Source organism: Citrobacter sp. RHB21-C05 (assembly GCF_013889015.1).
In the GTDB taxonomy this organism is placed as follows: domain Bacteria; phylum Pseudomonadota; class Gammaproteobacteria; order Enterobacterales; family Enterobacteriaceae; genus Citrobacter_A; species Citrobacter_A sedlakii.
On record NZ_CP057611.1, the window covers coordinates 1,537,324 to 1,558,255 of the forward strand.

Genomic DNA, 20,932 nt, shown 5'->3' on the forward strand with positions numbered 1-20,932 from the left:
AGGAAATATATTCTCCTGATGAAGAACGCCAGATAACAAGGAAGAACAATCATGAGTACATTGACTACATCTCTTGAGTGTAAATACCCGGACACTTATACCGGCAAACAAAAGAAGTACTGGGTTGAGATTCAACTCCTGGATGAACTCGAAGACCCTATTCCCAATATGCCATATGTGGCTGAGAATGCAGCGACTCGTAGTCAGTGTGCCTCTTATACCGGCAAAAGCGACGCCAGTGGTATAATTCGAATAGAGGGGTTGCACCCCCTTGAACTGATTTTGCATATTGAAGCAAAACCGCTTGCAGATGAGATGGAAAAAAGGGCATTGCGTCCCTTTGGGCGTACTGAGGATGATTCAACCGTAAAACCCAAAGCGGTTCTTGAAGGATACGAATATCGTTATCTAAAAATTGGCCAGTTGTGCGATACCCTTCCTGAGATGATGCCGGAATGGAAAGATAAAGCGAATCCACCGGAATATCATTTCCCTGACGCCAGGTTCGCCGGTCAGACGATAAAAAAGCTTAACTGTCGTTACGTTTTTGAAGTGTGCCCATTTCGCGCATGGTCATTAATATTGCACCATCAAACGGATTATTCAATAGTCAATGCCTATAATCTAGGGATAATGGCCGATCTGTCATATGCTGACGAAAAAAAGATTATTGAGTATTTCGAACAGGAATGTCTCGACCTTTCCGCAGCCCCAAAATTAAGCGATGAGCATGACTATTACGCCGTAGTTAAAGACGTTCCCTTTGGCCAGCGCTACATCAATCCGCGCTTCGTCACCACCGCTGGGAATATTATTCAGCATGATACTCAGTTATTCTATGTTTCGAACGATGAACATGTCATTGTCGCCTGGCGCGGTACTATGGAAGTGAGAGACTGGATAACTGACATTACCTTTAGCCCACAGGTGTGTCCGTCCTATCTTGCTCCGGCGGGTAAAATTCATAAGGGTTTTTTGGATGCTTTTGAATGTGCTAAAAATAAGGCTCCAGCGAATTTTGATGAATTAGAAACTTTAATTAATGAGAAAGAATATTTTCTTTGTGGTCATAGTTTAGGGGGGGCGCTGGCATTGATATACGCCGCAGAATTAAAATTAAAGAACCCCTTACTTTACACCTATGGCATGCCAAGGGTTTTTACCGCTGACGCCATTTTGCGGCTTACGGACATTACTCACTACAGGCACGTCAATGACTCGGACTCCGTCACTAGCGTTCCACCGGATGTTAACCTGTATAACTGGTTTTATGAGATTTATGGCCCGGTGGGCAGCGTGCTGGGTACAACATGGTCTGTAGCGGAACTGCTCTCACAGAAAATCTCCGGTGTTACCGTGGGGGACTGCTTCTGGCATCATGGTGATATTGCGTTGTTCTATTATACCACCCAGGTGGTGGAAAGCATGCAATGTGAAGGCTCAATGAGTGCCCCAAACTGTCGCAAAATAAAGTACCGGTTGCCGAAAAAAACAAAATATTATTTAATTCCCTCTCTGGCTGAAGAGAAAAGCATTGCGGCGAAAAATCAGGATGTGCAGTTTGTTCGTTCTTTAACACCCGATAGTATGAGGAAATATTTCCCCAAAAATACCAACCCGGACTTGGACTCCATACTTACCAATCCGCTCAATCATTTTATGCCTTCAGCTTATCTGCCATATATCAATAATCAACTGGTAGAGCTTGTCTGCCCTGATATAGCGCTGAAGCGCAAAGAGAGCAGGGCTGCATTTGAGAAACAGATGTCAGATTCCGGCATCCCGGATAATGAACAGGAAAGGAACCGGCTGTTTGCTGCGTTGCAACGCTTGCTAGTTGAAACCCTGAAAGTCACGGAGCAGATGCCTGAAGGTGGGCCTGCCCTGGAGCGTTTCCGTAAGACAAAACAGGAATACGATGAATGAAAATGACTAATGTATTATACCTGCTACCGTTATTAGCTCTTAGTGGCTGTGCGCTAAGCGAAGATCTTTCTCCGCCAGCGGATGGTAAGACTGTAAAAGTTTCCGTCGTTAAACCCGCTGATGTCGATATTCTGCCGATGGATGTGATTTATCGCTCGGAAAAATGCAGGGACAAAGTATTCACCTCAACGGGAGCAATAACTTCCCGGGCGGGTTATCATCTGCTTACTGTTCCTTTTAAGCCAGAAACGGGCAGTGGCATCGTGAGTAACCGTGTTGCCTTGGACGGCGGCGGTCAGTGTGAATGGAAACTCAGTAATATCCGTTTTCAGTTTAAGTTCAGTGACATGACGAAATTTGGGGCTGATATTAAAAATAACATTCCTAATGATATAGTTTATGTTTTTGACAACAACCCTCCTCCTCGTGGGAATGGACATTATGAAGATGTCTATGGGGATATAAAAATAGAAAATGATTATTATCCCTTGGTTATATATGACCGCATTATTGATCATGCAAAAACTCTTAGCATTGAAAGTGAAAAGATGCTGGCTTATAGGGTTCATGACGGGAGAAGTATTTTTTTTGAGCCTCACGTATATTCTGATAAACTTGTGAGAATATTAGGTCCAGAAAAAATTGGCGATAATACACTTTCAATTTATCCAGATGGCACGCAAACCCTCAAGAAAAAAGGTTCTTACCCTCTCGATTTTAAAAAACTTAAAGAAATAAAATAAATTGATTTATGTGTGAACTCTATGTGTATAAGCTGGTTTTGGCCTTTTTATATTGTTCAGTACATTATTATTGAGAATTTAAGTGGCTGAAATAATTAAACTGATGCCTGCCCTGGAGCGTTTCCGTAGGACAAAACAGGAATATGATGAATGAAAAAGGTTAATGTATTATACCTGCTACCGTTATTAGCTCTTAGTGGTTGCGCGCTAAGCGAAGATCTTTCTCCGCCAGCGGATGGTAAGACTGTAAAAGTTTCCGTCGTTAAACCCGCTGATGTCGATATTTTACCGATGGAGGTGATTTATCGCTCGGAAAAATGCAGGGACAAAGTATTCACCTCAACGGGAGCAATAACTTCCCGGGCGGGTTATCATCTGCTTACTGTTCCTTTTCAGCCTGAAACCGACAGCGATACTGTGAGCAACCGTGTTGCGCTTGATGGGGGGGGGGAGTGCGTATGGAAACTCAGTAATATAAGATTCCAGTTTAAGTTTAGTAATATGATGCAGTTTGGGGCTGATATTAAGAGAAATATTCCTACTGATATTGTTTTTGTTTTTGATAGAAATGCACCACCACGCGGTGATGGCCATTATGAAGATATATATGGGAATGTTATAATAAATAAGGACTATTATCCTTTAATTAAAAAGAAATTTACAAGCGATGGCATGTCAGTACTTAATATACAAGGTCAATCTATGCTGACCTATCGCATGCATGATACCGACAGTATCGTATTTGCTCCTATTTTTCATGTGAATTTGCTTGTTGATGTATTGCCTCCAGAAAAAAAAGGTGATGGATATACGCTTATATATCCTAATGGAGATAAAATAATAGATCGTCATTTCCCAAATTCAGAGAAAACGAAATATGAATTTGTAAAACAGAAATCTCGCTAAAAATTAATAGCAATGGGAAGAGTGAATATGTCTAAAGGGTTTGTATTACTCGGCGATAAAACCACGCATGGTGGTGCTGTTATTTCCGCATCCTCCACCATGATTGTAAACGGAAAACCCGTAGCGCTGCTGGGGGATAAAGTCAGCTGCCCGATTCCGGGACATGGCACTAATGCCATTATCGAGGGATCGCCGGAATGGTCTTCGGATGGTAAAGCCATCGTGGTCGATGGCTGTAAATGTCAGTGTGGTTGTCAGGTCATCTCCGGCGCACCGGAATGCGCGATAGGATAAAAATGGGCTGGGTACGAACAAAAGTATTGACCACTGAGCAGCCTCCGGCACCTTCACTGCCCCGTTGGTTGCTTGCCGGTGTACTGATGGTGATTATCGGAGTTCTGCTCTTTGTCCTCCATGCCTCCGGCACCGTAAAAATGCTCTCATCGATGAATATCTGGTGGGTATCCCTGATGCCTGCAGGATGCTGGTTGCTCATTTTTTGCCTGCGTTGCTACCTGTGGGACAGGGATCTGAAAGCGCATCAGTTCTTACTGAAAGAGGCTGAATACGGACAACAGCAGTGGGAAGACTGGGCTGGGCGCTGGCTGGCCATACTGGGCAGTGGAGTGCTGTTGCCGGATAATATTACGGCGGCGCATTGGGGGAGTGAGCGGCCTCAGCAATATGGACTTACCCGCAGGATTAATTACCTTCCGGCAGAAGAGCCTGTGCAGTTGAGTGCGATGCATGCACTGCTTGCCGCTACAGAAGCGCACGTGCAGTGCCTGCCGGCAGAACTGCCGATGCATGTCACGCTGGTCACGGATAATCCCTCGCCTGAGCTGACCAGCAGTTTTAGTCACCTCTGGAAAGAACACATTCCTGGCCGCGCCGTGCCTGATGACATTACCGTTACCGACTCATTCTCATTGTCGGAAGTTGAAGAACGCCTGAAGCAGCCTGTACTGACGGTCAGTCTACTTCTGATCATCCAGCTCAACGGCGGTACAGCATACTCCGACGGGCTGGCCGCGCTGTTGCTGACCAGCGATGATGTGGCGCGAAAATACCATCTGCCGCACTCATCACGGCTGTTGCGTCCGATGCCCTTAGATATGACGAACTTTGAAGACGATATCATCCTGTTTCTGGAAACGCAGACTGTTGCCTGCCGGACGCCTTCTGTTATCGGGGACGCAAAAAAGTGGACGGAAAAGAGTGCTGAGCTCATTACCCTGGGCGGCAGGGCGAATGCCCCATGGAAGGCTGAAGAGATCACATTACTGGAAAAATGGTGCGGTATGCCGGGACCCGCTGCGCCCTGGCTTCTGACCGCGCTGGCAGCCGATCTGGTCAGCCTTCGTAAACAACCCCTGCTGGCGCTGTTCAGCACGAAAACAGAACATTTTATCAGTACCATCACCCCAGGGAGTGAAGATGAATATACCGGGTAATAGCCTGGGCCGGTTTGGCCTGGCCGGACTTACGTTGGCCGGAATGGCCGTTATTTGGTGGGGGATTACCCGCTATGGCGGCATACTGAATATTGATACGCGGGGTGAGCAGATCCTGGCGTTTGTCCTGCTGTGCCTGGCGCTGGTTCTGATTCGTTATCTGCCGGCCCTGTCCCGCTATGTTAAAGAAAGTTATCACCGTCGCCAGGCCCAGAAGAATAATGTCTTACCTGACGAAGAAGGCCGCATGGCGCTGACGCCTCCACGTCATATTACGGTGGGCGAGATTCGCCAGACGATGCACCATCTGTACGGGCGTACCTGGTTCCGTAAAATCCGCATCCTGCTGGTAACCGGTTCAGTCAGCGATGTGGAACGACTGACCCCAAAGCTTACACAGGAAATCTGGCAGGAAGACCAGGGAACGTTACTGCTGTGGGGCGGAGACCCTGCGACACCGCCAGACGTCACTTGGTTCACTGCGCTGCGTAAACTGCGACATCGTCCGGCTGACGGCATGGTGTGGGTGACATCAGCACTGGACGGTCTGCCGGGCGTGGAAGATGCAGGCCTGATGTGCGCACCTACACCGGATGCTATGGACGCGCTGGCCCATGCCCTGAACAGCCGCTTTAACGCGCTTGGCTGGAAGTTGCCGCTGTATGTCTGGTCGCTGCATCCGCGTGCCGGAGAGCAGACCGGGCGTGTCACTCAGCCAGTAGGTTGTCTGTTGCCGTCTGGCAGCACGCCGCAAACGCTCGCCGGACAGCTTGCCGGACTGATACCGCAACTGACCGCGCAGGGGATACAGCAGGTATGTGGTGGTAGCCCACAACACAATTTTTTACTCGCACTGGCCGACCAGTTGACCCGTAAACCGGAAACGGTAGCGGAGCCATTATCGGTGCTGCTTAATCCGTACCGTCCGTTGCCGCTGGCTGGCGTGGTGTTCAGCGTTCCTCCGGCAGAGGCCGGACGCAGTGTCAGCCATCACTGGGGGCGGGATAACTGCTGGGATGCGATTCCCGCGTCGGCACAGTCGCTGCCGGCGGGGCTGCGTCCGCGCAAACCCGACTTTAGCTGGCTGCAGGTTGCAGCCTTAACTGTCGGCGCTCTGCTTTTCCTCTGGGGCGCAGCTATGACCGTCTCCTTTATCGCCAACCGCAACCTGGTGGCGACGGCACAGGAACAGGTGCAGCAGGCCTCGATGGAGCAACAACCACTGGTCGCGCGGCTGCATGCCCTTTCTGAACTGCAGAAGACTCTTGCCCGTCTTGAGTACCGCTTACTGCACGGCGCACCCTGGTACGCCCGTGGCGGCCTCAGCCAGAACAGCGCCCTGCTGGCAGCACTCTATCCGCGCTACGGGGAACTGGCGCAGCCGCTGCTGCGCGATACGGCGGCTGCGCAGCTGACGCAGCAGCTACAGGCATTTGTGCAGTTGCCGCCGGACAGTCCGCTGCGTGAACGGCTGGCAAAAACCGCCTATGACCAGTTAAAGCTTTATCTGATGCTCGCGCGCCCGGAGAAACTGGATGCCGCCTGGTTCTCCGCCACGCTGATGCGTGAGTGGCCGCAACGGGCCGGAGTGAGCGATGGTACCTGGCAGGGCAGCGGTCCGTCGCTGCTGGCGTTTTACGGCGCCAGCCTGGCGTCACATCCACAGTGGCGTCTGCCTGCCGATGATACACTGGTCAGTCAGGCGCGCACCCTGCTGGTGCGCCAGATGGGGATGCGCAACAGCGAGTCCACGCTCTATCAGAAAATGCTCGCACAGGTGGCGAACCAGTACGCGGATATGCGTCTGGAAGATATGACCGGCGATACTGACGCGTCCAGGCTGTTTATCACCGGCGAGGTGGTGCCGGGGATGTTCACCCGCCAGGCCTGGGAGCAGGCGGTGCAGCCAGCCATTGAGAAGGTGGTCACGGAACGCCGCGATGAAATGGACTGGGTACTGAGCGACAGCCAGCAGCGCGCCACGCAACAGGTCCCGCCGGAAGCCCTGGCACAGCGTCTGACGGCCCGCTATTTCGCTGACTACAGCGGTGCATGGCTGGATTTTCTCAACAGTCTGCGGCTTCAGAAAGCGGCAACCCTGTCCGATGCTATTGACCAACTCACCCTGATGGCGGATATCCGCCAGTCACCGCTGGTGGCGCTGATGAACACCCTGAACATACAGGGACGAACCGGAGAAACCGGCGAGGCGATATCCGATTCGCTGGTGAAATCCGCCAGAAATCTGCTCGGCAGCGATAAACTGCCTGCGATTGACCAGAGCGGGGGCAGACACGGCCCGCTGGATGCGACTTTCGGACCTGTGTTGGCATTAATGGATAACCGGGAGGGGGGAACACAGGCCAGTAACCTGAATCTGCAGACTTTCCTGACCCGCGTCACTCAGGTACGTCTGCGCCTTCAGCAGGTGACCAACGCCACTGACCCGCAGGCGATGACACAGCTACTTGCGCAGACGGTGTTTCAGGGCAAGGCGGTGGACTTAACCGAAACCCGCGACTACGGCAGCCTGGTGGCGGCGGGGCTGGGCCAGGAGTGGAGTGGCTTCGGGCAGACGGTGTTTGTCCGCCCCATGGAGCAGGCCTGGCAACAGGTGTTGACGCCCGCGGCGGAAAGCCTCAACGCCCGGTGGCAGAGCGCGGTGGTGGATGACTGGAACAGCGCGTTTGGCGGACGCTATCCGTTTAAAAATGTGAGCAGTGAAGTCTCCTTACCTCTGCTGGCGAAATACCTTAACGCCGATTCCGGACGCATCACCCGCTTTTTGCAGACCCGTCTGACTGGCGTGCTGCATAAAGAGGGAAGCCACTGGGTGCCGGACAGCATTAACGCGCAGGGACTGACCTTTAATCCGGCGTTTTTACAGGCGCTGGATATCCTCAGCCATATTTCCGATGTGGTGTTCACTGACGGGGAAGCGGGGCTGTCCTTTGAGCTCCGCCCCGGTACGGCCGACGGCATTATGCAGACCCGGCTTGTGATTGACGGCCAGACGCTGACTTATATGAACCAGATGCCCACCTGGAAGCGGATTACCTGGCCGGCAGATACCGAAGCGCCGGGCGCGGCGCTGAGCTGGATAAGCACCCAGGCCGGCACGCGGCAGTACGCCGATATGTCCGGCGCCTGGGGCTGGATACGCTTGCTGGATAAGGCGTCGGTCAGCGCATATCCGGGGGCCGGCAGCAGCTGGATCCTGAGCTGGAAGGCGCAGGACGGTAGGTCGCTGAACTATACCCTGCGCACGGAGGCCGGAGAGGGGCCGCTGGCGCTGCTGAAGCTGCGTAATTTTACCCTGCCGGCGACGATCTTCACCGTCACCGCTCCCACCACGGAGCCGCTGGCGGATAATGATAACACCGGAGAGGAGCCGTACTGATGGCATCCCTGCACACCCTGATTAGCGCCTGTCAAATGACCCCCGGGGCGCTGGAAAAAAAGGCGCATCAGCGCCTTTCCCTGTGGGAAAACTGGCTGCTGCCGCTGTCTCCTGATAATCCGGTCGGCGACGACCCGGCTTATGATGATGATTTTCAACTGATGCGTGAGGAGGTGAATAAGCTTTCCGGTGCCGACACCGAACTTGTTTGCCGGCTGGCCGAAAAGCTGCTCATCTCCACAACAAAAGATATCCGCGTGGCCTCATATTATGCCTGGGCGCGGCTGCACCGCGACGGTGAAGCAGGTCTGGCGGATGGCCTCGAACTGCTGGCAGGGTTAATGCAGCGTTACGGCGCACAACTGCATCCACAGCGTGACCGTAGCCGCCAGGGGGCGCTGCAATGGCTGGCCAGTTCCCGGATGCTCGACAGTCTGTCGCGTTATCCTGAAGTCAACAAGGCCGACAATGAACGTATTACGGGGGCATTGATTCTGCTGGAGCAGGGAGCGGAAACGCTTTTACCCGCTGCGCTTTATGCTGCGCTAGAGGCCCGGCTGCAAAAATCCGGCGGTCCGGAGGCCGTGGTGCCGCAAAATGTCAGTGAGAGGGTGCATACCCCGGCTCCCGTCGCCGGCGTGCCGTCGCTCACGGGCATCGCCTCAGGTCAGGAGCTTCTTGCGCAGGCGCGGGTGCTGGCGGATTACCTGCGAAACCAGCCGGACGGCTGGCTTGCTGCACACCGGCTGATAAAAAACCTGCGTCATGACACGCTTCACCGGTTACCGGCACTCCTCGCTGACGGCAAGACCCGCATTGAACCGCCAAAACCCGACCAGCGGGCGCTGCTTAAGCGCCTGTACCTGCAACAAAGCTGGCGGGAGCTGATGGAGGAGGCGGACAGCCTGCTGTCGCGCGGGGCAAACCATCTGTGGCTGGATGTGCAGTGGTACCTGCACCAGGCGCTGGTCAAATCCGGTCATGAAAATGAGGCGGCCATTATTCAGTCCGATCTCAAGGGGCTACTGTCGCGCCTGACGGGGCTGGAGACGCTGGCCTTTAACGACGGCACGCCGTTTGCCGATGAGGTGACCCTGAACTGGATCCAGCTGCAGGTCCTGGATAATCCGGCGGGCCGGACAGAGGAACATACCGTCAGTTCTGCCACTGTGGCCGGGGATGATGACATTCTGCAACTGGAGCCGGAAGCCCTGGCGCTTGCCGACAGCGAAGGGGCGGAGGCCGCGCTGGCATGGTTGCAGAACCGTCCCGGCATCACGTCGACCCGTAGCCGCTGGCTGCTGCGCCTCCTGATGGCGCGTATTGCCGAACAGACGGGTAAAAATGAGCTGGCGCTGCACCTGCTGGGCGAACTGGACGGCGGCGCTGACGCCCTCACGCTGACGCACTGGGAGCCCGGACTGCTGTTTGAGGTGAAGGCCCGCCGCCTGAAGCTGCTGCGCATGAAAGCCGGGCGCAGCGAGGCGGACAAAGCACGCCTGAATCCGGAAATGGAACACCTGCTGGCCGGGCTGGTTGCGACAGACCCGGTGAAAGCCGCTGTGCTGTGCGGCTGATTCACACTGAACGCTGAGAAGAGAAATGGACGATTTAACCCTGCGTTATTTTGACGCTGAAATGCGTTACCTGCGCGAAGCGGCGAAGGAGTTTGCGCAAACCCACCCCGACCGGGCGGCGATGCTGGATCTCGACAAAGCCGGTACCCCGGACCCGTACGTTGAGCGCCTGTTTGAAGGCTTTGCTTTTTCCATGGGGCGTCTGCGCGAAAAAATCGACGATGACCTGCCGGAACTGACCGAAGGGCTGGTCAGCATGCTGTGGCCGCATTATATGCGCACCATTCCGTCGCTGTCGGTGGTGGCGTTCAGTCCGGACGTACCGTCGATGAAAATGGGGGAAGTGGTGCCTGCCGGGCTGGAAATCGCTTCCCGTCCGGTGGGGCCGAAAAATACCGTCTGCCGCTACCGGACAACCCGCGACGTGACGCTGAACCCGCTGGCGGTGTCAGACGTGGTGATGACCACGGAGTCGGACGGCCGTTCGGCTCTGCGGATACGATTTACCGGCAGCCCACAAGCGGACTGGTCGCAGGTGAGCCTGAAGCGCCTGCCGCTCTACCTCGGGGAGGACGCCGTCACGGGCACGGCCCTGCACCTGTGGCTGACAAAGCGTCAGGCCGCGCTGTACCTGCGCCTGCCCGGACAAACTGACCGCACCCGGCTTGACGGCTGGTTCTCGCCGGGTGGCTTTGAGGAAGAGGACCGTCTCTGGCCGAAGGGAGAGAGCGCCTTCAGCGGCTACCAGTTGTTGCTGGAATATTTCACCTTCCGGGAAAAATTTATGTTTGTCCATCTTAACGGTCTGGACAGCGTCACGCTGCCGCCGGGAACGGCGCATTTCGATATTGAGGTGGTGTTCAGTGAGGTCTGGCAAAGCGATTTGCCGGTCACCCGTGATGCCCTGCGCCTGCACTGTGTGCCAGTGATTAACCTGTTCACGCTTGAGGCTGACCCGCTGACCATCAGCGGGCTGGAGAGCGAGTACCTGCTGCGTCCAAAGCGGCTGCAGGACGGGCATACCGAGATTTATTCCGTTGACAGCGTCATCGGCTCCGGGCGCACCGGAAATGCGCGCTACGTGCCGTTCACCAGCTTTCGCCATCAGGGCGGGATGATGCGCCGCCACGCGCCGGAACGTTATTACCACACCCGCGTGAAGCGGGGGGTGACCGGGATGCACGACACCTGGCTGATTCTGGGCGGCGGGCACCAGGAGGCTGACCGGGGCATTGAGCGGGAAGCGGTCTCCCTGCGCATCACCGGCACCAACGGACAACTGCCGCGCCGGGCGCTGCAGAGCACGCTGCTGGACTGCTGCGAACAGGTGTCCGGAACGCCTCTCACTGTCCGCAATCTGTGCAAACCGACGCTCCCGGCGTACCCGCCAGCGGAGGACCGCTTTCACTGGCGGGTGATGAGTCATCTTGGCACCCGCTTTCTCAACATGATGAGCAGCGCAGATGTGCTGCGCGGAACGCTCGCCCTTTACAATTGGCGGGAGGATGAACTGAACAACCGCCGTCTGGACGCCATTCAGGCGGTCAGGCACCATCGTATTCAGCGGTTTGAAGAGGGGTTTTTACTGCGAGGGCTGGACGTGGAGGTCACTATCGACAGCAAGGGGTTTACCGGCGAGGGGGATGTCCATCTGTTCGGCGAAATGCTCAGTCGTTTTTTCGCCCTGTATGCCGATATGAACCAGTTTAACCAGCTCACGCTGATTGTTCAGCCAGAAGGGAAATGTATCCGGTGGAAAGAAAATCACAATCCTCGCCTGCCCGGCTGATAAACAGGTTACGGCATCAACTGCCGTACATGAACTTTTACCGCCTCTGCCGGCTGCTTGAGCAGAGTCAGCCAGAGGCGCCGGTGCCCGGCAGCGACTGGCGGGTTCGTCAGGAGCCGGTGCGTTTTCGTCCGCATCCGGGGATGGGGTTCCCGGCCAGTGAAATCCGCGGGATGGGCGATCCGGAGCCGGAGCACACGCATCTGCCGCCGTCGGTGTATGTCACTTTTACGGGACTGTACGGTGTCGAATCGCCGTTGCCGACGCACTATATTGATGATATTGCGCAACGGCGGGACGGTCATGAGGCGACGCGGGATTTTCTCGATATCTTCAACCACCGACTGATTACCCAGTATTACCGTATCTGGCGCAAGTATTCCTATCCTGCAACGTATGAAGCGGGGGGGACCGATAACACTTCACAATACCTGCTGGGACTGGCGGGGCTGGGGATCCCCGGCTGTGCGGAAAATACCGCGGCGCCGCTGTCGCGTTTTCTGGCGCTGCTGCCGGTGATGTTGCTGCCCGGGCGCACGGCTGAGGGGATAACCGCTCTCGTACAGCTGCTCGCGCCGGACACGCTTGCGACGGTGTATCACCATGACCCCTGCCGCATCCCACTGAAAAATCAGCTCACCATGAGTACGCAACGCCCCGCCAGCCTCAGGCATCAGCCCGTTATGGGAACGCACGGTATCGATGTTAACGGCCAGGTGCTGGTGCGGCTGGCTTCCGGCAATCCTGAGGAGGTCCGGGGCTGGCTGCCCGGAGGCGAACTGCACGGTGACCTGATGGCGCTACTGCACGTGTATCTGGGTTCACATCTGGACGTGAGGTTACAACTGTGCGTGGCCAGACACCTGCTGCCGGATGCGCGGATGGTTTGCGGCGAAAACCAGGCGGTACAGCTCGGGCGCACGGCAGTACTGCGTCCCCTCAGTTCGCGCCAAAACCAAAATGACATTTTCACCATTCACCTGGGCCGTTATCAGCGCGTTCAGGAAAACATTCACCGAAGGGAGAGCGATGAAGATGGCGATTACCGCTGGTAACATTTCCGCCACGCTGCTGGCATGCATTGTGGTCACGGCGCTGACTGGCTGTGGCCTGACGCAAGGCATCAGAGACGGCGCTGTATCCATGACCCACGCTGTTTTTTACAAGCAGGTAAAAACCCTGCATCTGGATATCCGGGCCCGTGAGGGCGTCAATAACAACGCGAAAGGGATGTCGCTGGCAACGGTGGTGCGTATTTACCAGCTGAAAGATCGTAAGGCTTTCGACAGCACCGACTATCCGTCGCTGTTTGCTGACGACAGCCAGGCCATTAACGCTGACCTTGTGGCGCAAAAGGATATCCGCCTGCGCCCGGGCGAATCCGTGGCGCTGGATATGCCGATGGAAGAGGCGGCGCAGTTTGTTGCGGTGGCGGGCATGTTTATGGCCCCCGACCAGGCGAACGACACCTGGCGTCTGGTGCTGACCCGTGACGACCTCGACCCGGACAAACCGCGCATTATTGAAGCCAGCCACAACCGCCTGACCCTGCTACCCCTGAAGGAGGACTGATAATGCCGCGGCCTTCACTCTATGAAACCCTGTTTGGCAACTTCTCTGGTGGTCTCGACCTGCACAACGTCAGCGAGGAAAACCAGCTTATCCTGTCGGTGCTGGACAACATGCAGCGTATTCTCAACTGCCGCGCGGGCACGCTGGCGCACCTCCCGGATTACGGTCTGCCGGATATGACCAAAATCCTCCAGGGGATGCCGGGCACCGCGCACCAGCTCATCACCACGCTGTCAGCGGTGCTGCTGAAGTATGAGCCGCGGCTGAGCAAAATTACGGTGGTGATGCTGGAGCAGACGCAGCCCGGTGAACTGCGCTACGCCATCGACGCGGAGCTGAAGGGGATCGGGCTGGTGCGCTATGGCACCGAATTTATGCCTGAAGGCAGAGTGCTCATCCGCCATCTGAAGCAACAGCAGTACCTGGATGCCCGCGCGGCGATTTAATTCCTCTCTTTGAATGAAGCCCTGACGATGACAACCCTTTCTGAACGCCACCTTAACACCGGCGGTGACCCGCGCACGCTTGCGGATTACGCCGCACTCCGCGATGAAATGAACAAACTGACCCACCCGGCGCGCCCCGACGTCAACTGGCCACATGCAGAAACACTCTGCCTGTCGCTGTTTGAGCATAATGGCGTGGAGTTGCAGACCGCTGCCTGGTACACGCTCGCGCGCACCCATCTGGCCGGGCTGTACGGCATGAATGAGGGGCTGGCGATACTGGACGCGCTTCTCTCCCGACAGTGGGGCAATCTGTGGCCGCAACCCGTGCATGCGCGGATGGAAATTCTCAGTGCGCTCAGTAAACGGCTACAGCAGGTGATGCGTACCCTGACGCTGCGCTATGCCGATCTCAGCCAGCTGTACCAGGCGGAGGAACATCTGAACGCGCTGGGTGGTGTGTTACAGCGGCTGGAACTGAAACACGCCAGTCAGCTCGATGCCCTGCGTACTCAACTGCATAACGTCGCGGTGCGGCTGGAAAACAGCGATGGCGATACCGAAAACGCGCCGTCCGCCGGCGTGTGCGTACCGGGTGATGCCGTAAGGTCGTCCGGCCTGACGACGCCTGCTGAAGGCGTAAAATGGGTTTATGTCGCGCAGCCTGAACCGCTGCCGAATGTGCAGGTGGTGACAGACTCTCCGCTACCGGTAAAACTCTGGAAGCCATTCGCCGCCGGGATGCTGACGATGATGGCGCTGGCTGGCGCGGCGGTCTGGGGATGGCAAATGATGCATAATGCGGACCCGGCGAAGGGGCAGTTTGCGGCAACGCTTGCGCCTTTACCTGCCGCGCTTTCGGATGAACAATTACAGTCTTTCCGGCAGTCCTCTCCGTCACCGGAAACGGGTATCAAACAGACGCAGCAGCAACTTGCACGGCTTGCGCAGTTAAAACCAGACTGGGTTATCCGCTACGGCGACAGTCTGGTGCAACAGGCGCTTATCCTGTGGCCGGAACAGGCAAAGCCGCTGGCGCAGCAGTGGCAGCAGCAACTTACCGCGTCGGCGCTTCCTGGAGAAAATCTCAACGGCTGGCATCAGGGAATGACGCAGTTACAACAGTTGGCGAACCGGTTGAACGCGCTGGACGAGCAGAAAGGGAAGTACATGACGGTCAGCGAACTGAAGTCGGCTGTCTTTACCATGACGCAGTCATTTAACCGCGCTGTGCCGCTCGAGGAAAAACTGCGCCAGCTTGCACTCCTGCCGGAAGGGCAACCCTGGCCTGCGGCGCAGCAAAGCCAGGCGGAACAGCATTTACAGCAGCTTATGACTCGTTACGCGCTGATGAAAGAACACAAACCGTAGTAACCGGATCATCATTCAGCCAAAAAAACAGCGAGTGATTACACTCGCTGTTTTTTCGTGGGGTAATGAACACAGGTACATCTGTTATGTGTTCAAAAATTTGATTGGTCGGCACGAGAGGATTTGAACCTCCGACCCCCGACACCCCATGACGGTGCGCTACCAGGCTGCGCTACGTGCCGACTCGTGGGTGCTAATACTACCGCTTTCCACACCGAATGCAAGGGGACATCCCGCTAACTGATTAATTATAAATCAGTTAGCGATAAAACGTTTCTCATCCGTGAGGACCTGTAGCAGCAGGCTTAGCTGCGGCTTCTGATCTTTGATCTTCTCGCCGCGTAAATCATACGTCTGATACTTGCCATTACTGTTCAGCACCAATGTCATGTCCGCCGTGGTGATCGCCAGCGTATTGCCATCCGCTGCGGTTACCCAGTAGTGGCGACGGTTGGCGTTAAACAGATCCTGCCCCTGGGAATATTCATTGGCAGGGGTGCTTACGTGCAGCAGTCGCTGCATCAGCGTGGTCATCACATCCGTATGATCGGTCAGGCTGTTAATCCGTTGGGCGGGGGTGCCCGGCCAGTGAATGATTAACGGAACCTGCAGATGTCCACGCGACCAGTCGAAGTTGCGCTGTTCCTCGCTCAACGGAACACCCCGACCCGCAGTGATAATGACGACCGTGTTGTCCAGTTTACCGGACTCGCGCAGGGCGCCGAGTACCCGGTTTATCTGTTTATCGACATCACCAGCGGCACGGGCGTAACGGCGGACAAAATTCTTTTGATTATCTTCATCCACGTTGGTGCCGTTAAACGAAACCCACGAGAACCAGCGGTTATCTTCCTGGGCGTAACGCCCTAACCAGTTGATCCATTGGCTGGCGGTTTGCTCGTCGGACTGCGTTTGCACGCTCGGCATTGAAAAGTCTGACAGCAGCGCCTGGCGATACAGCGGACTGGTAAAACCGTCGGAGGAGAACAGTCCCAACTGGTAGCCCTGCTGATTGAGCGCCGTGATCAGCGCGGCTGGCGTGCGGGTGGATAAAATGCCGTCCATATAACTCGGCGAGACGCCGTAGAACAGGCCAAAGATACCGTTGTCAGTAGCGTTGCCGGAACTCATATGGCGCGTGAAGGCAATGTTTTGTTCGGCAAATCCGGCAAGGGCTGGCATCTGCTTTTCATAACGCGAATAGTTCAGGCCGTCGACGGTGATCAACAGCACGTTTTGTCCGGTCCCCATGTCGCGGTAACGCAATTCGCTCAGCGGATACTGAACGGAAACGGCTTCCGGATTACCCTGCTCAACCAGACGGCGCTGATACTCCTGCGCGTCCAGCAGGCCGTGTTTTTCCAGAAAACGGCGCGCTGTCATCGGATAAGACAGCGGCAGGTTGGCGCGCTGCATGGTTATCGGGCGATAAAAATTCGCGTCGGCCCAGATATACACCACGTGCGAGGCAATAAACGACACGAAAAAGAAGGCGGCCAGCGGCCTGGCGAAATGCCGGCGTCGCGTCAGGCTGCGCAGCTTCTGCCAGCTCCAGGTGGCGAACAGCATCTCAATCAGCAGGATCACGGGCACGCTGATAAACATTAGCTGCCAGTCCCGCGCCATCTCATTCTGGTCAGGGTTAATCACCAGTTCCCAGACGATGGGATTAAGATGCAAGTGGAAACGGGTAAAGACTTCGCTGTCGATCAACAACAGCGTCATCCCGGCGGTCGCCAGAATGGCTGACAGGAAACGCATCAGCCTCTGGGACATGACGATAAACGTCAACGGGAACAGGATCAGCAGATAGGCGGCAAACACCAGAAAGCTGAAATGCCCGACGATACTCACATACGAGTAAACGCGACCGGCCAGCGTTGTCGGCCAGTCGGCGACAAACAGGTAACGGCTGCCGAGCGCAATAGCCAGCAGGATATTGAACAGTGCAAACCAGTGTCCCCAGCTAACCATCTGGGAGACTTTTTCACGGTAGCGCTGACGATGAGTTACCATAACGTGTCGTTCGTTTCCCCGAAGTCGGCTTTAGTGCGCTTTGTCGTCGTTGATCGAAGACTGCAACGCGCGGGCAAAAGAGTTGGCTATCGCCTGGCGCTGAGCCGGGGCAATGCTGGTGTTGATAAGGTTAGTGACCATGTTTCCCAACACCATCAGGGAAAGGTCAGTCGGCGCCTTATGTTTTTCCAGTACGTTGAGCATCTCGGTGAGCATCTGTTCAACGTGTTCGTCACTGTAGCGGGAGATTTGTGGCATAAATCGAAATCAGTTTGTTCATGAAAGGGCAACATATTACCGTAGCAGCAGTTTTTTTTCCGCTTTTTTATCCGCAAATAATTCGCATTACTGTGCTAAAGGCAAAACGGCGCGGCATCTTCTGTTGCGTCGCTTCGCGGGTGGTGGTTGAATACCGCCCGGTCTTAAAGGAGAGTTTATCATGAGTCTGGATATCAACCAGATTGCCCTGCACCAGCTTATCAAACGCGATGAGCAAAACCTTGAGCTGGTCTTGCGCGATTCATTACTGGAACCGACAAACACCGTTGTTGAGATGGTGGCCGAGTTGCACCGGGTCTATAGCGCGAAAAATAAAGCGTATGGCCTGTTCAGCGAAGAAAGTGAACTGGCGCAAGCGCTGCGGTTGCAGCGTCAGGGGGAGGAGGATTTTCTCGCCTTTAGCCGTGCGGCGACCGGCCGTTTACGCGATGAGTTAGCGAAGTATCCTTTCGCGGACGGCGGTATCGTCCTGTTCTGCCACTATCGCTATCTGGCGGTAGAGTACCTGCTGGTGGCGGTGCTGAACAATTTAAGCAGCATGCGTGTAAATGAAAACCTGGATATCAACCCGACGCACTATCTGGATATTAACCATGCGGATATTGTGGCGCGTATTGATCTCACCGAATGGGAAACCAACCCGGAGTCCACCCGTTATCTGACCTTCCTGAAAGGGCGGGTAGGGCGCAAAGTCGCCGATTTCTTTATGGATTTTCTTGGCGCCAGCGAAGGGCTGAACGCCAAAGCGCAAAACCGCGGACTGCTGCAGGCCGTCGATGACTTCACCGCAGAGGCGCAGCTTGACAAAGCCGAACGCCAGAATGTGCGTCAGCAGGTTTACAGCTACTGCAGTGAACAACTGCAGGCCGGAGAAGAGATCGAGCTGGAGTCGCTGTCAAAAGAGCTTTCCGGCGTCAGTGAAGTGAGCTTCAGCGAGTTTACCGCCGAAAAAGGTTACGCGCTGGAAGAGAGTTTCCCGGCGGATCGCAGCACCCTGCGCCAGTTGACCAAATATGCCGGCAGCGGCGGCGGGTTGACCATTAATTTTGACGCGATGTTATTAGGCGAGCGAATTTTCTGGGATCCGGCTACCGATACGCTGACCATTAAAGGTACGCCGCCGAACCTGCGCGACCAGTTGCAGCGCCGCACATCGGGTGGGAATTAACAGACATAAAAAAACCCCGCCGCGGCGGGGTTTCTCTTCGACGTGTTGGCGATTACGCGCGAACGAAGTCGATGTGAGTCAGCTTCGGCTTGAACGCGTGGCGCTGTACAGCCTGAGCTTTAACTTTTACTTCTTTACCGTCAACAACGATGGTCAGAACTTCGCTGTAGAATTCAGCTTTAGCTTGCATGTTCATAACCTGATCGTGGTCCAGTTCGATAGCGATCGGGGCTTCTTTGCCACCGTAGATGATCGCCGGGAACTTGTTAGCGGCACGCAGGCGGCGGCTCGCACCCTTACCCTGCTCTTTACGTACTTCAGCGTTGATAGTAAACATTTAAATCTCTCTTTAATAATTCCTGCTACAGGCGACCCAGCAACAGGTAAGTGATCTGCTTTGCGTATGCAAAAGCGGGCGAGATTCTATACTCAAACGCCCGACACATCAATCAAAACTACGATTAACCGCGCAATTCATGCGCCCGGCGAAAGCGTCCTTCGTAATCGAACACTTTTTCACGTACCTGCCAGTACTGGCCTTTCATCCGCGCGACGACAAAATCGGGGTGGCGCAGCAGCGGCTGCTGCGCCAGGATATCCGCGGCGGTGATCCAGCGTAGCGGAACGCCCGGCGTGCGGGTATGCGGACGGATAAACAGCTGCTCAAAGGCGGTGCGCTGGGCGGGCGTTTGCAGACGAAAACGTTCGCTAACGTCTGCGCCGTCTTCGTCATAGTAAGTGATTTTCAGCCACTCGCCTTTCTCATCCTGACCGTGCTGCAAGGCCATACCGCTACAGCGCAACACCAGCGCGTCTTTCAGCTTTAGCGCCGCCTTCAGCATATCGTCGGGATCGACCAGCACGGCGTCGCATTCGCGGCAGCGGCGGGCGGCAATGTCATTTTCGGCGTTGCAATGCGGGCAGTTTTTGAAACGAAAGCGGAAGTCACACTGTTCGCGAAGCCCTTCATCATCCTCGAACCAGCCCTGGCAACGGCGGCCAAAATGCTCGATCAGCGTACCGTCTGCGGTGGTTTTCCCCCAGAAAGTATTGGCGAATCCGCAGGCGGGGCAGAACACCTGCACCGGCACGTTGTCACTTTTGCCTTTTGGACTTCCAACCTCCGGGGAATACAGGTCGTGCGGGTTTCCGGCGTAATCCAGAATCAGGCAGTCGGTTTTTCCTGGCGCAAGGCGCAAACCGCGCCCGACGATCTGCTGATACAGGCTGACCGACTCGGTTGGGCGAAGAATGGCGATCAGATCGACATGCGGCGCATCAAAACCGGTGGTTAAGACGGAAACATTCACCAGGTAGCGAAAACGCTGCGCTTTGAAAGCATCAATGAGCGCATCGCGATCCGCGCCTGGCGTGTCGCCGGTAATCAGTGCGGCGTCCGTAGCGGGCAGCAATCCGACGATCTCTTTGGCGTGCTCTACGGTGGCGGCGAAAATCATCACGCCTTTACGGTGTTGGGCAAATTCGACGATCTGGCTGATGATATGCGGCGTAATGCGCTGCTGCTTTTTTAGCTCGCGGTTCAGGTCGGCTTCGCTAAACAGACCGTTGCTCTGCGCCTGCAGACGGCTGAAGTCATACTGTACGACAGGCATATCCAGACGCTCCGGCGGCGTCAGATAACCGTGTTTGATCATATAGCGCAGCGGTAACTCATAAATGCAGTCGCGAAACAGCGCCTTTTCGTTGCCGCGCACCATGCCGTGATAATGGAACTGATAAATCCAGCCTTTACCCAGGCGAAACGGGGTGGCGGTCAGCCCCAGCAGGCGCAGGTGAGGGTTCACTTCTGTCAGGTGGGCCAGAATTTGCTGATACTGGCTTTCTTCATCGTCGCCGATCCGATGGCATTCATCGACGATCAACAGCGAAAATTCGCCCTGGAAAGCGTCAAGATTGCGCGCGACGGATTGTACGCTGCCGAACACCACTTTCCCCTGACTCTCTTTGCGCTTCAGCCCGGCGGCGAAAATATCGGCCTCCAGCCCCAGCGCGCGGTATTTAGCGTGGTTCTGCGCGACCAGTTCTTTGACGTGGGCCAACACCAGCACGCGCCCTTTGGCGACACGGGCCAGTTCGGCGATCACCAGACTTTTGCCCGCGCCGGTAGGGAGGACGATGACCGCTGGCGTACCGTGGCGGCGGAAATGGTTGAGCGTGGCGTCCACGGCTTCCTGTTGGTAGGGACGAAGTGTAAAAATCATGGTCTCACAATGCGTAACGAACTCGGGTATAGTATGCCACGAATCGTTTTCCCTTGAGGGATG

17 protein-coding genes and 1 tRNA gene are annotated in these 20,932 nt (G+C 55.5%); 13 read left to right on the forward strand and 5 right to left on the reverse strand.

Annotated features, from left to right (window positions below; translation table 11 throughout):
• Nucleotides 1-51: 51 nt before the first annotated feature.
• The 12 genes from HVX72_RS07350 (at nt 52) to HVX72_RS07405 (ending at nt 15,184) form a co-directional block, all read left to right on the forward strand.
• Complete coding sequence (locus tag HVX72_RS07350; RefSeq protein ID WP_181822876.1) at nt 52-1,926, forward strand: lipase family protein; 1,875 nt, start codon at nt 52-54, stop codon at nt 1,924-1,926.
• A complete protein-coding gene (locus HVX72_RS07355; protein ID WP_181822877.1) occupies nt 1,923-2,669 on the forward strand; it encodes a hypothetical protein in 747 nt (248 codons plus the stop codon). The genes HVX72_RS07350 and HVX72_RS07355 overlap by 4 nt, the downstream gene beginning before the upstream one ends.
• A 150-nt stretch (nt 2,670-2,819) precedes the next feature.
• Nucleotides 2,820-3,575, forward strand: a complete 756-nt coding sequence (locus HVX72_RS07360; protein ID WP_181822878.1) for a hypothetical protein — start codon at nt 2,820-2,822, stop codon at nt 3,573-3,575.
• 27 nt (nt 3,576-3,602) lie between these two features.
• Nucleotides 3,603-3,869, forward strand: a complete 267-nt coding sequence (locus tag HVX72_RS07365) for a PAAR domain-containing protein (protein WP_181822879.1) — start codon at nt 3,603-3,605, stop codon at nt 3,867-3,869.
• Between the two features lie 2 nt (nt 3,870-3,871).
• Nucleotides 3,872-5,029 carry a type VI secretion protein gene (locus tag HVX72_RS07370; protein WP_181823251.1) on the forward strand — a complete coding sequence of 386 codons (1,158 nt, stop codon included), beginning with the start codon at nt 3,872-3,874 and terminating at the stop codon, nt 5,027-5,029.
• Nucleotides 5,013-8,429: an ImcF-related family protein gene (locus tag HVX72_RS07375; RefSeq protein ID WP_181822880.1), complete on the forward strand. Its 3,417-nt coding sequence runs from the start codon at nt 5,013-5,015 to the stop codon at nt 8,427-8,429. Before HVX72_RS07370 ends, HVX72_RS07375 begins: the two co-directional genes overlap by 17 nt.
• A complete protein-coding gene (tssA, locus tag HVX72_RS07380) occupies nt 8,429-10,006 on the forward strand; it encodes a type VI secretion system protein TssA (RefSeq protein WP_181822881.1) in 1,578 nt (525 codons plus the stop codon). The genes HVX72_RS07375 and tssA overlap by 1 nt, the downstream gene beginning before the upstream one ends.
• A gap of 25 nt (nt 10,007-10,031) precedes the next feature.
• The gene (tssF, locus tag HVX72_RS07385; protein WP_181822882.1) at nt 10,032-11,795 is read left to right on the forward strand and encodes a type VI secretion system baseplate subunit TssF; all 1,764 of its coding nucleotides are present in this window, start codon (nt 10,032-10,034) and stop codon (nt 11,793-11,795) included.
• Nucleotides 11,795-12,850, forward strand: coding sequence for a type VI secretion system baseplate subunit TssG (gene tssG, locus HVX72_RS07390; RefSeq protein WP_181823252.1), 1,056 nt, complete (start codon nt 11,795-11,797; stop codon nt 12,848-12,850). The genes tssF and tssG overlap by 1 nt, the downstream gene beginning before the upstream one ends.
• Nucleotides 12,831-13,367 (forward strand): type VI secretion system lipoprotein TssJ, encoded by a 537-nt coding sequence (tssJ, locus tag HVX72_RS07395; protein ID WP_181822883.1) that lies wholly within the window; start codon nt 12,831-12,833, stop codon nt 13,365-13,367. Before tssG ends, tssJ begins: the two co-directional genes overlap by 20 nt.
• 2 nt (nt 13,368-13,369) lie before the next feature.
• Complete coding sequence (gene tssE, locus HVX72_RS07400; RefSeq protein WP_181822884.1) at nt 13,370-13,813, forward strand: type VI secretion system baseplate subunit TssE; 444 nt, start codon at nt 13,370-13,372, stop codon at nt 13,811-13,813.
• 27 nt (nt 13,814-13,840) lie between these two features.
• Entirely contained in the window at nt 13,841-15,184 is a 1,344-nt protein-coding gene (locus HVX72_RS07405; protein ID WP_181822885.1) for a VasL domain-containing protein, read from the forward strand.
• A gap of 105 nt (nt 15,185-15,289) precedes the next feature.
• On the opposite strand, the gene HVX72_RS07410 is transcribed toward HVX72_RS07405, so the two are convergent.
• From HVX72_RS07410 to HVX72_RS07420, 3 genes are all read right to left on the reverse strand, one after another.
• Nucleotides 15,290-15,366: transfer RNA gene (locus HVX72_RS07410), tRNA-Pro, on the reverse strand.
• 73 nt (nt 15,367-15,439) lie between these two features.
• Complete coding sequence (gene yejM / locus HVX72_RS07415; RefSeq protein ID WP_060569339.1) at nt 15,440-17,200, reverse strand: LPS biosynthesis-modulating metalloenzyme YejM; 1,761 nt, start codon at nt 17,198-17,200, stop codon at nt 15,440-15,442.
• Nucleotides 17,201-17,230: 30 nt separating this feature from the next.
• Complete coding sequence (locus tag HVX72_RS07420) at nt 17,231-17,458, reverse strand: YejL family protein (protein ID WP_042284592.1); 228 nt, start codon at nt 17,456-17,458, stop codon at nt 17,231-17,233.
• Nucleotides 17,459-17,639: 181 nt separating this feature from the next.
• On the opposite strand from HVX72_RS07420, the gene yejK reads away from it, so the two are divergent.
• Nucleotides 17,640-18,647, forward strand: coding sequence for a nucleoid-associated protein YejK (yejK, locus tag HVX72_RS07425; protein ID WP_042284589.1), 1,008 nt, complete (start codon nt 17,640-17,642; stop codon nt 18,645-18,647).
• Between the two features lie 52 nt (nt 18,648-18,699).
• Here the strand turns inward: yejK and rplY are convergent, their stop codons facing one another.
• Together rplY and HVX72_RS07435 are read right to left on the reverse strand one after the other, a co-directional pair.
• Nucleotides 18,700-18,984, reverse strand: coding sequence for a 50S ribosomal protein L25 (gene rplY / locus HVX72_RS07430; RefSeq protein WP_042284586.1), 285 nt, complete (start codon nt 18,982-18,984; stop codon nt 18,700-18,702).
• 124 nt (nt 18,985-19,108) lie between these two features.
• Nucleotides 19,109-20,869: a DEAD/DEAH box helicase gene (locus HVX72_RS07435; RefSeq protein ID WP_060569337.1), complete on the reverse strand. Its 1,761-nt coding sequence runs from the start codon at nt 20,867-20,869 to the stop codon at nt 19,109-19,111.
• Nucleotides 20,870-20,932: the final 63 nt, after the last annotated feature.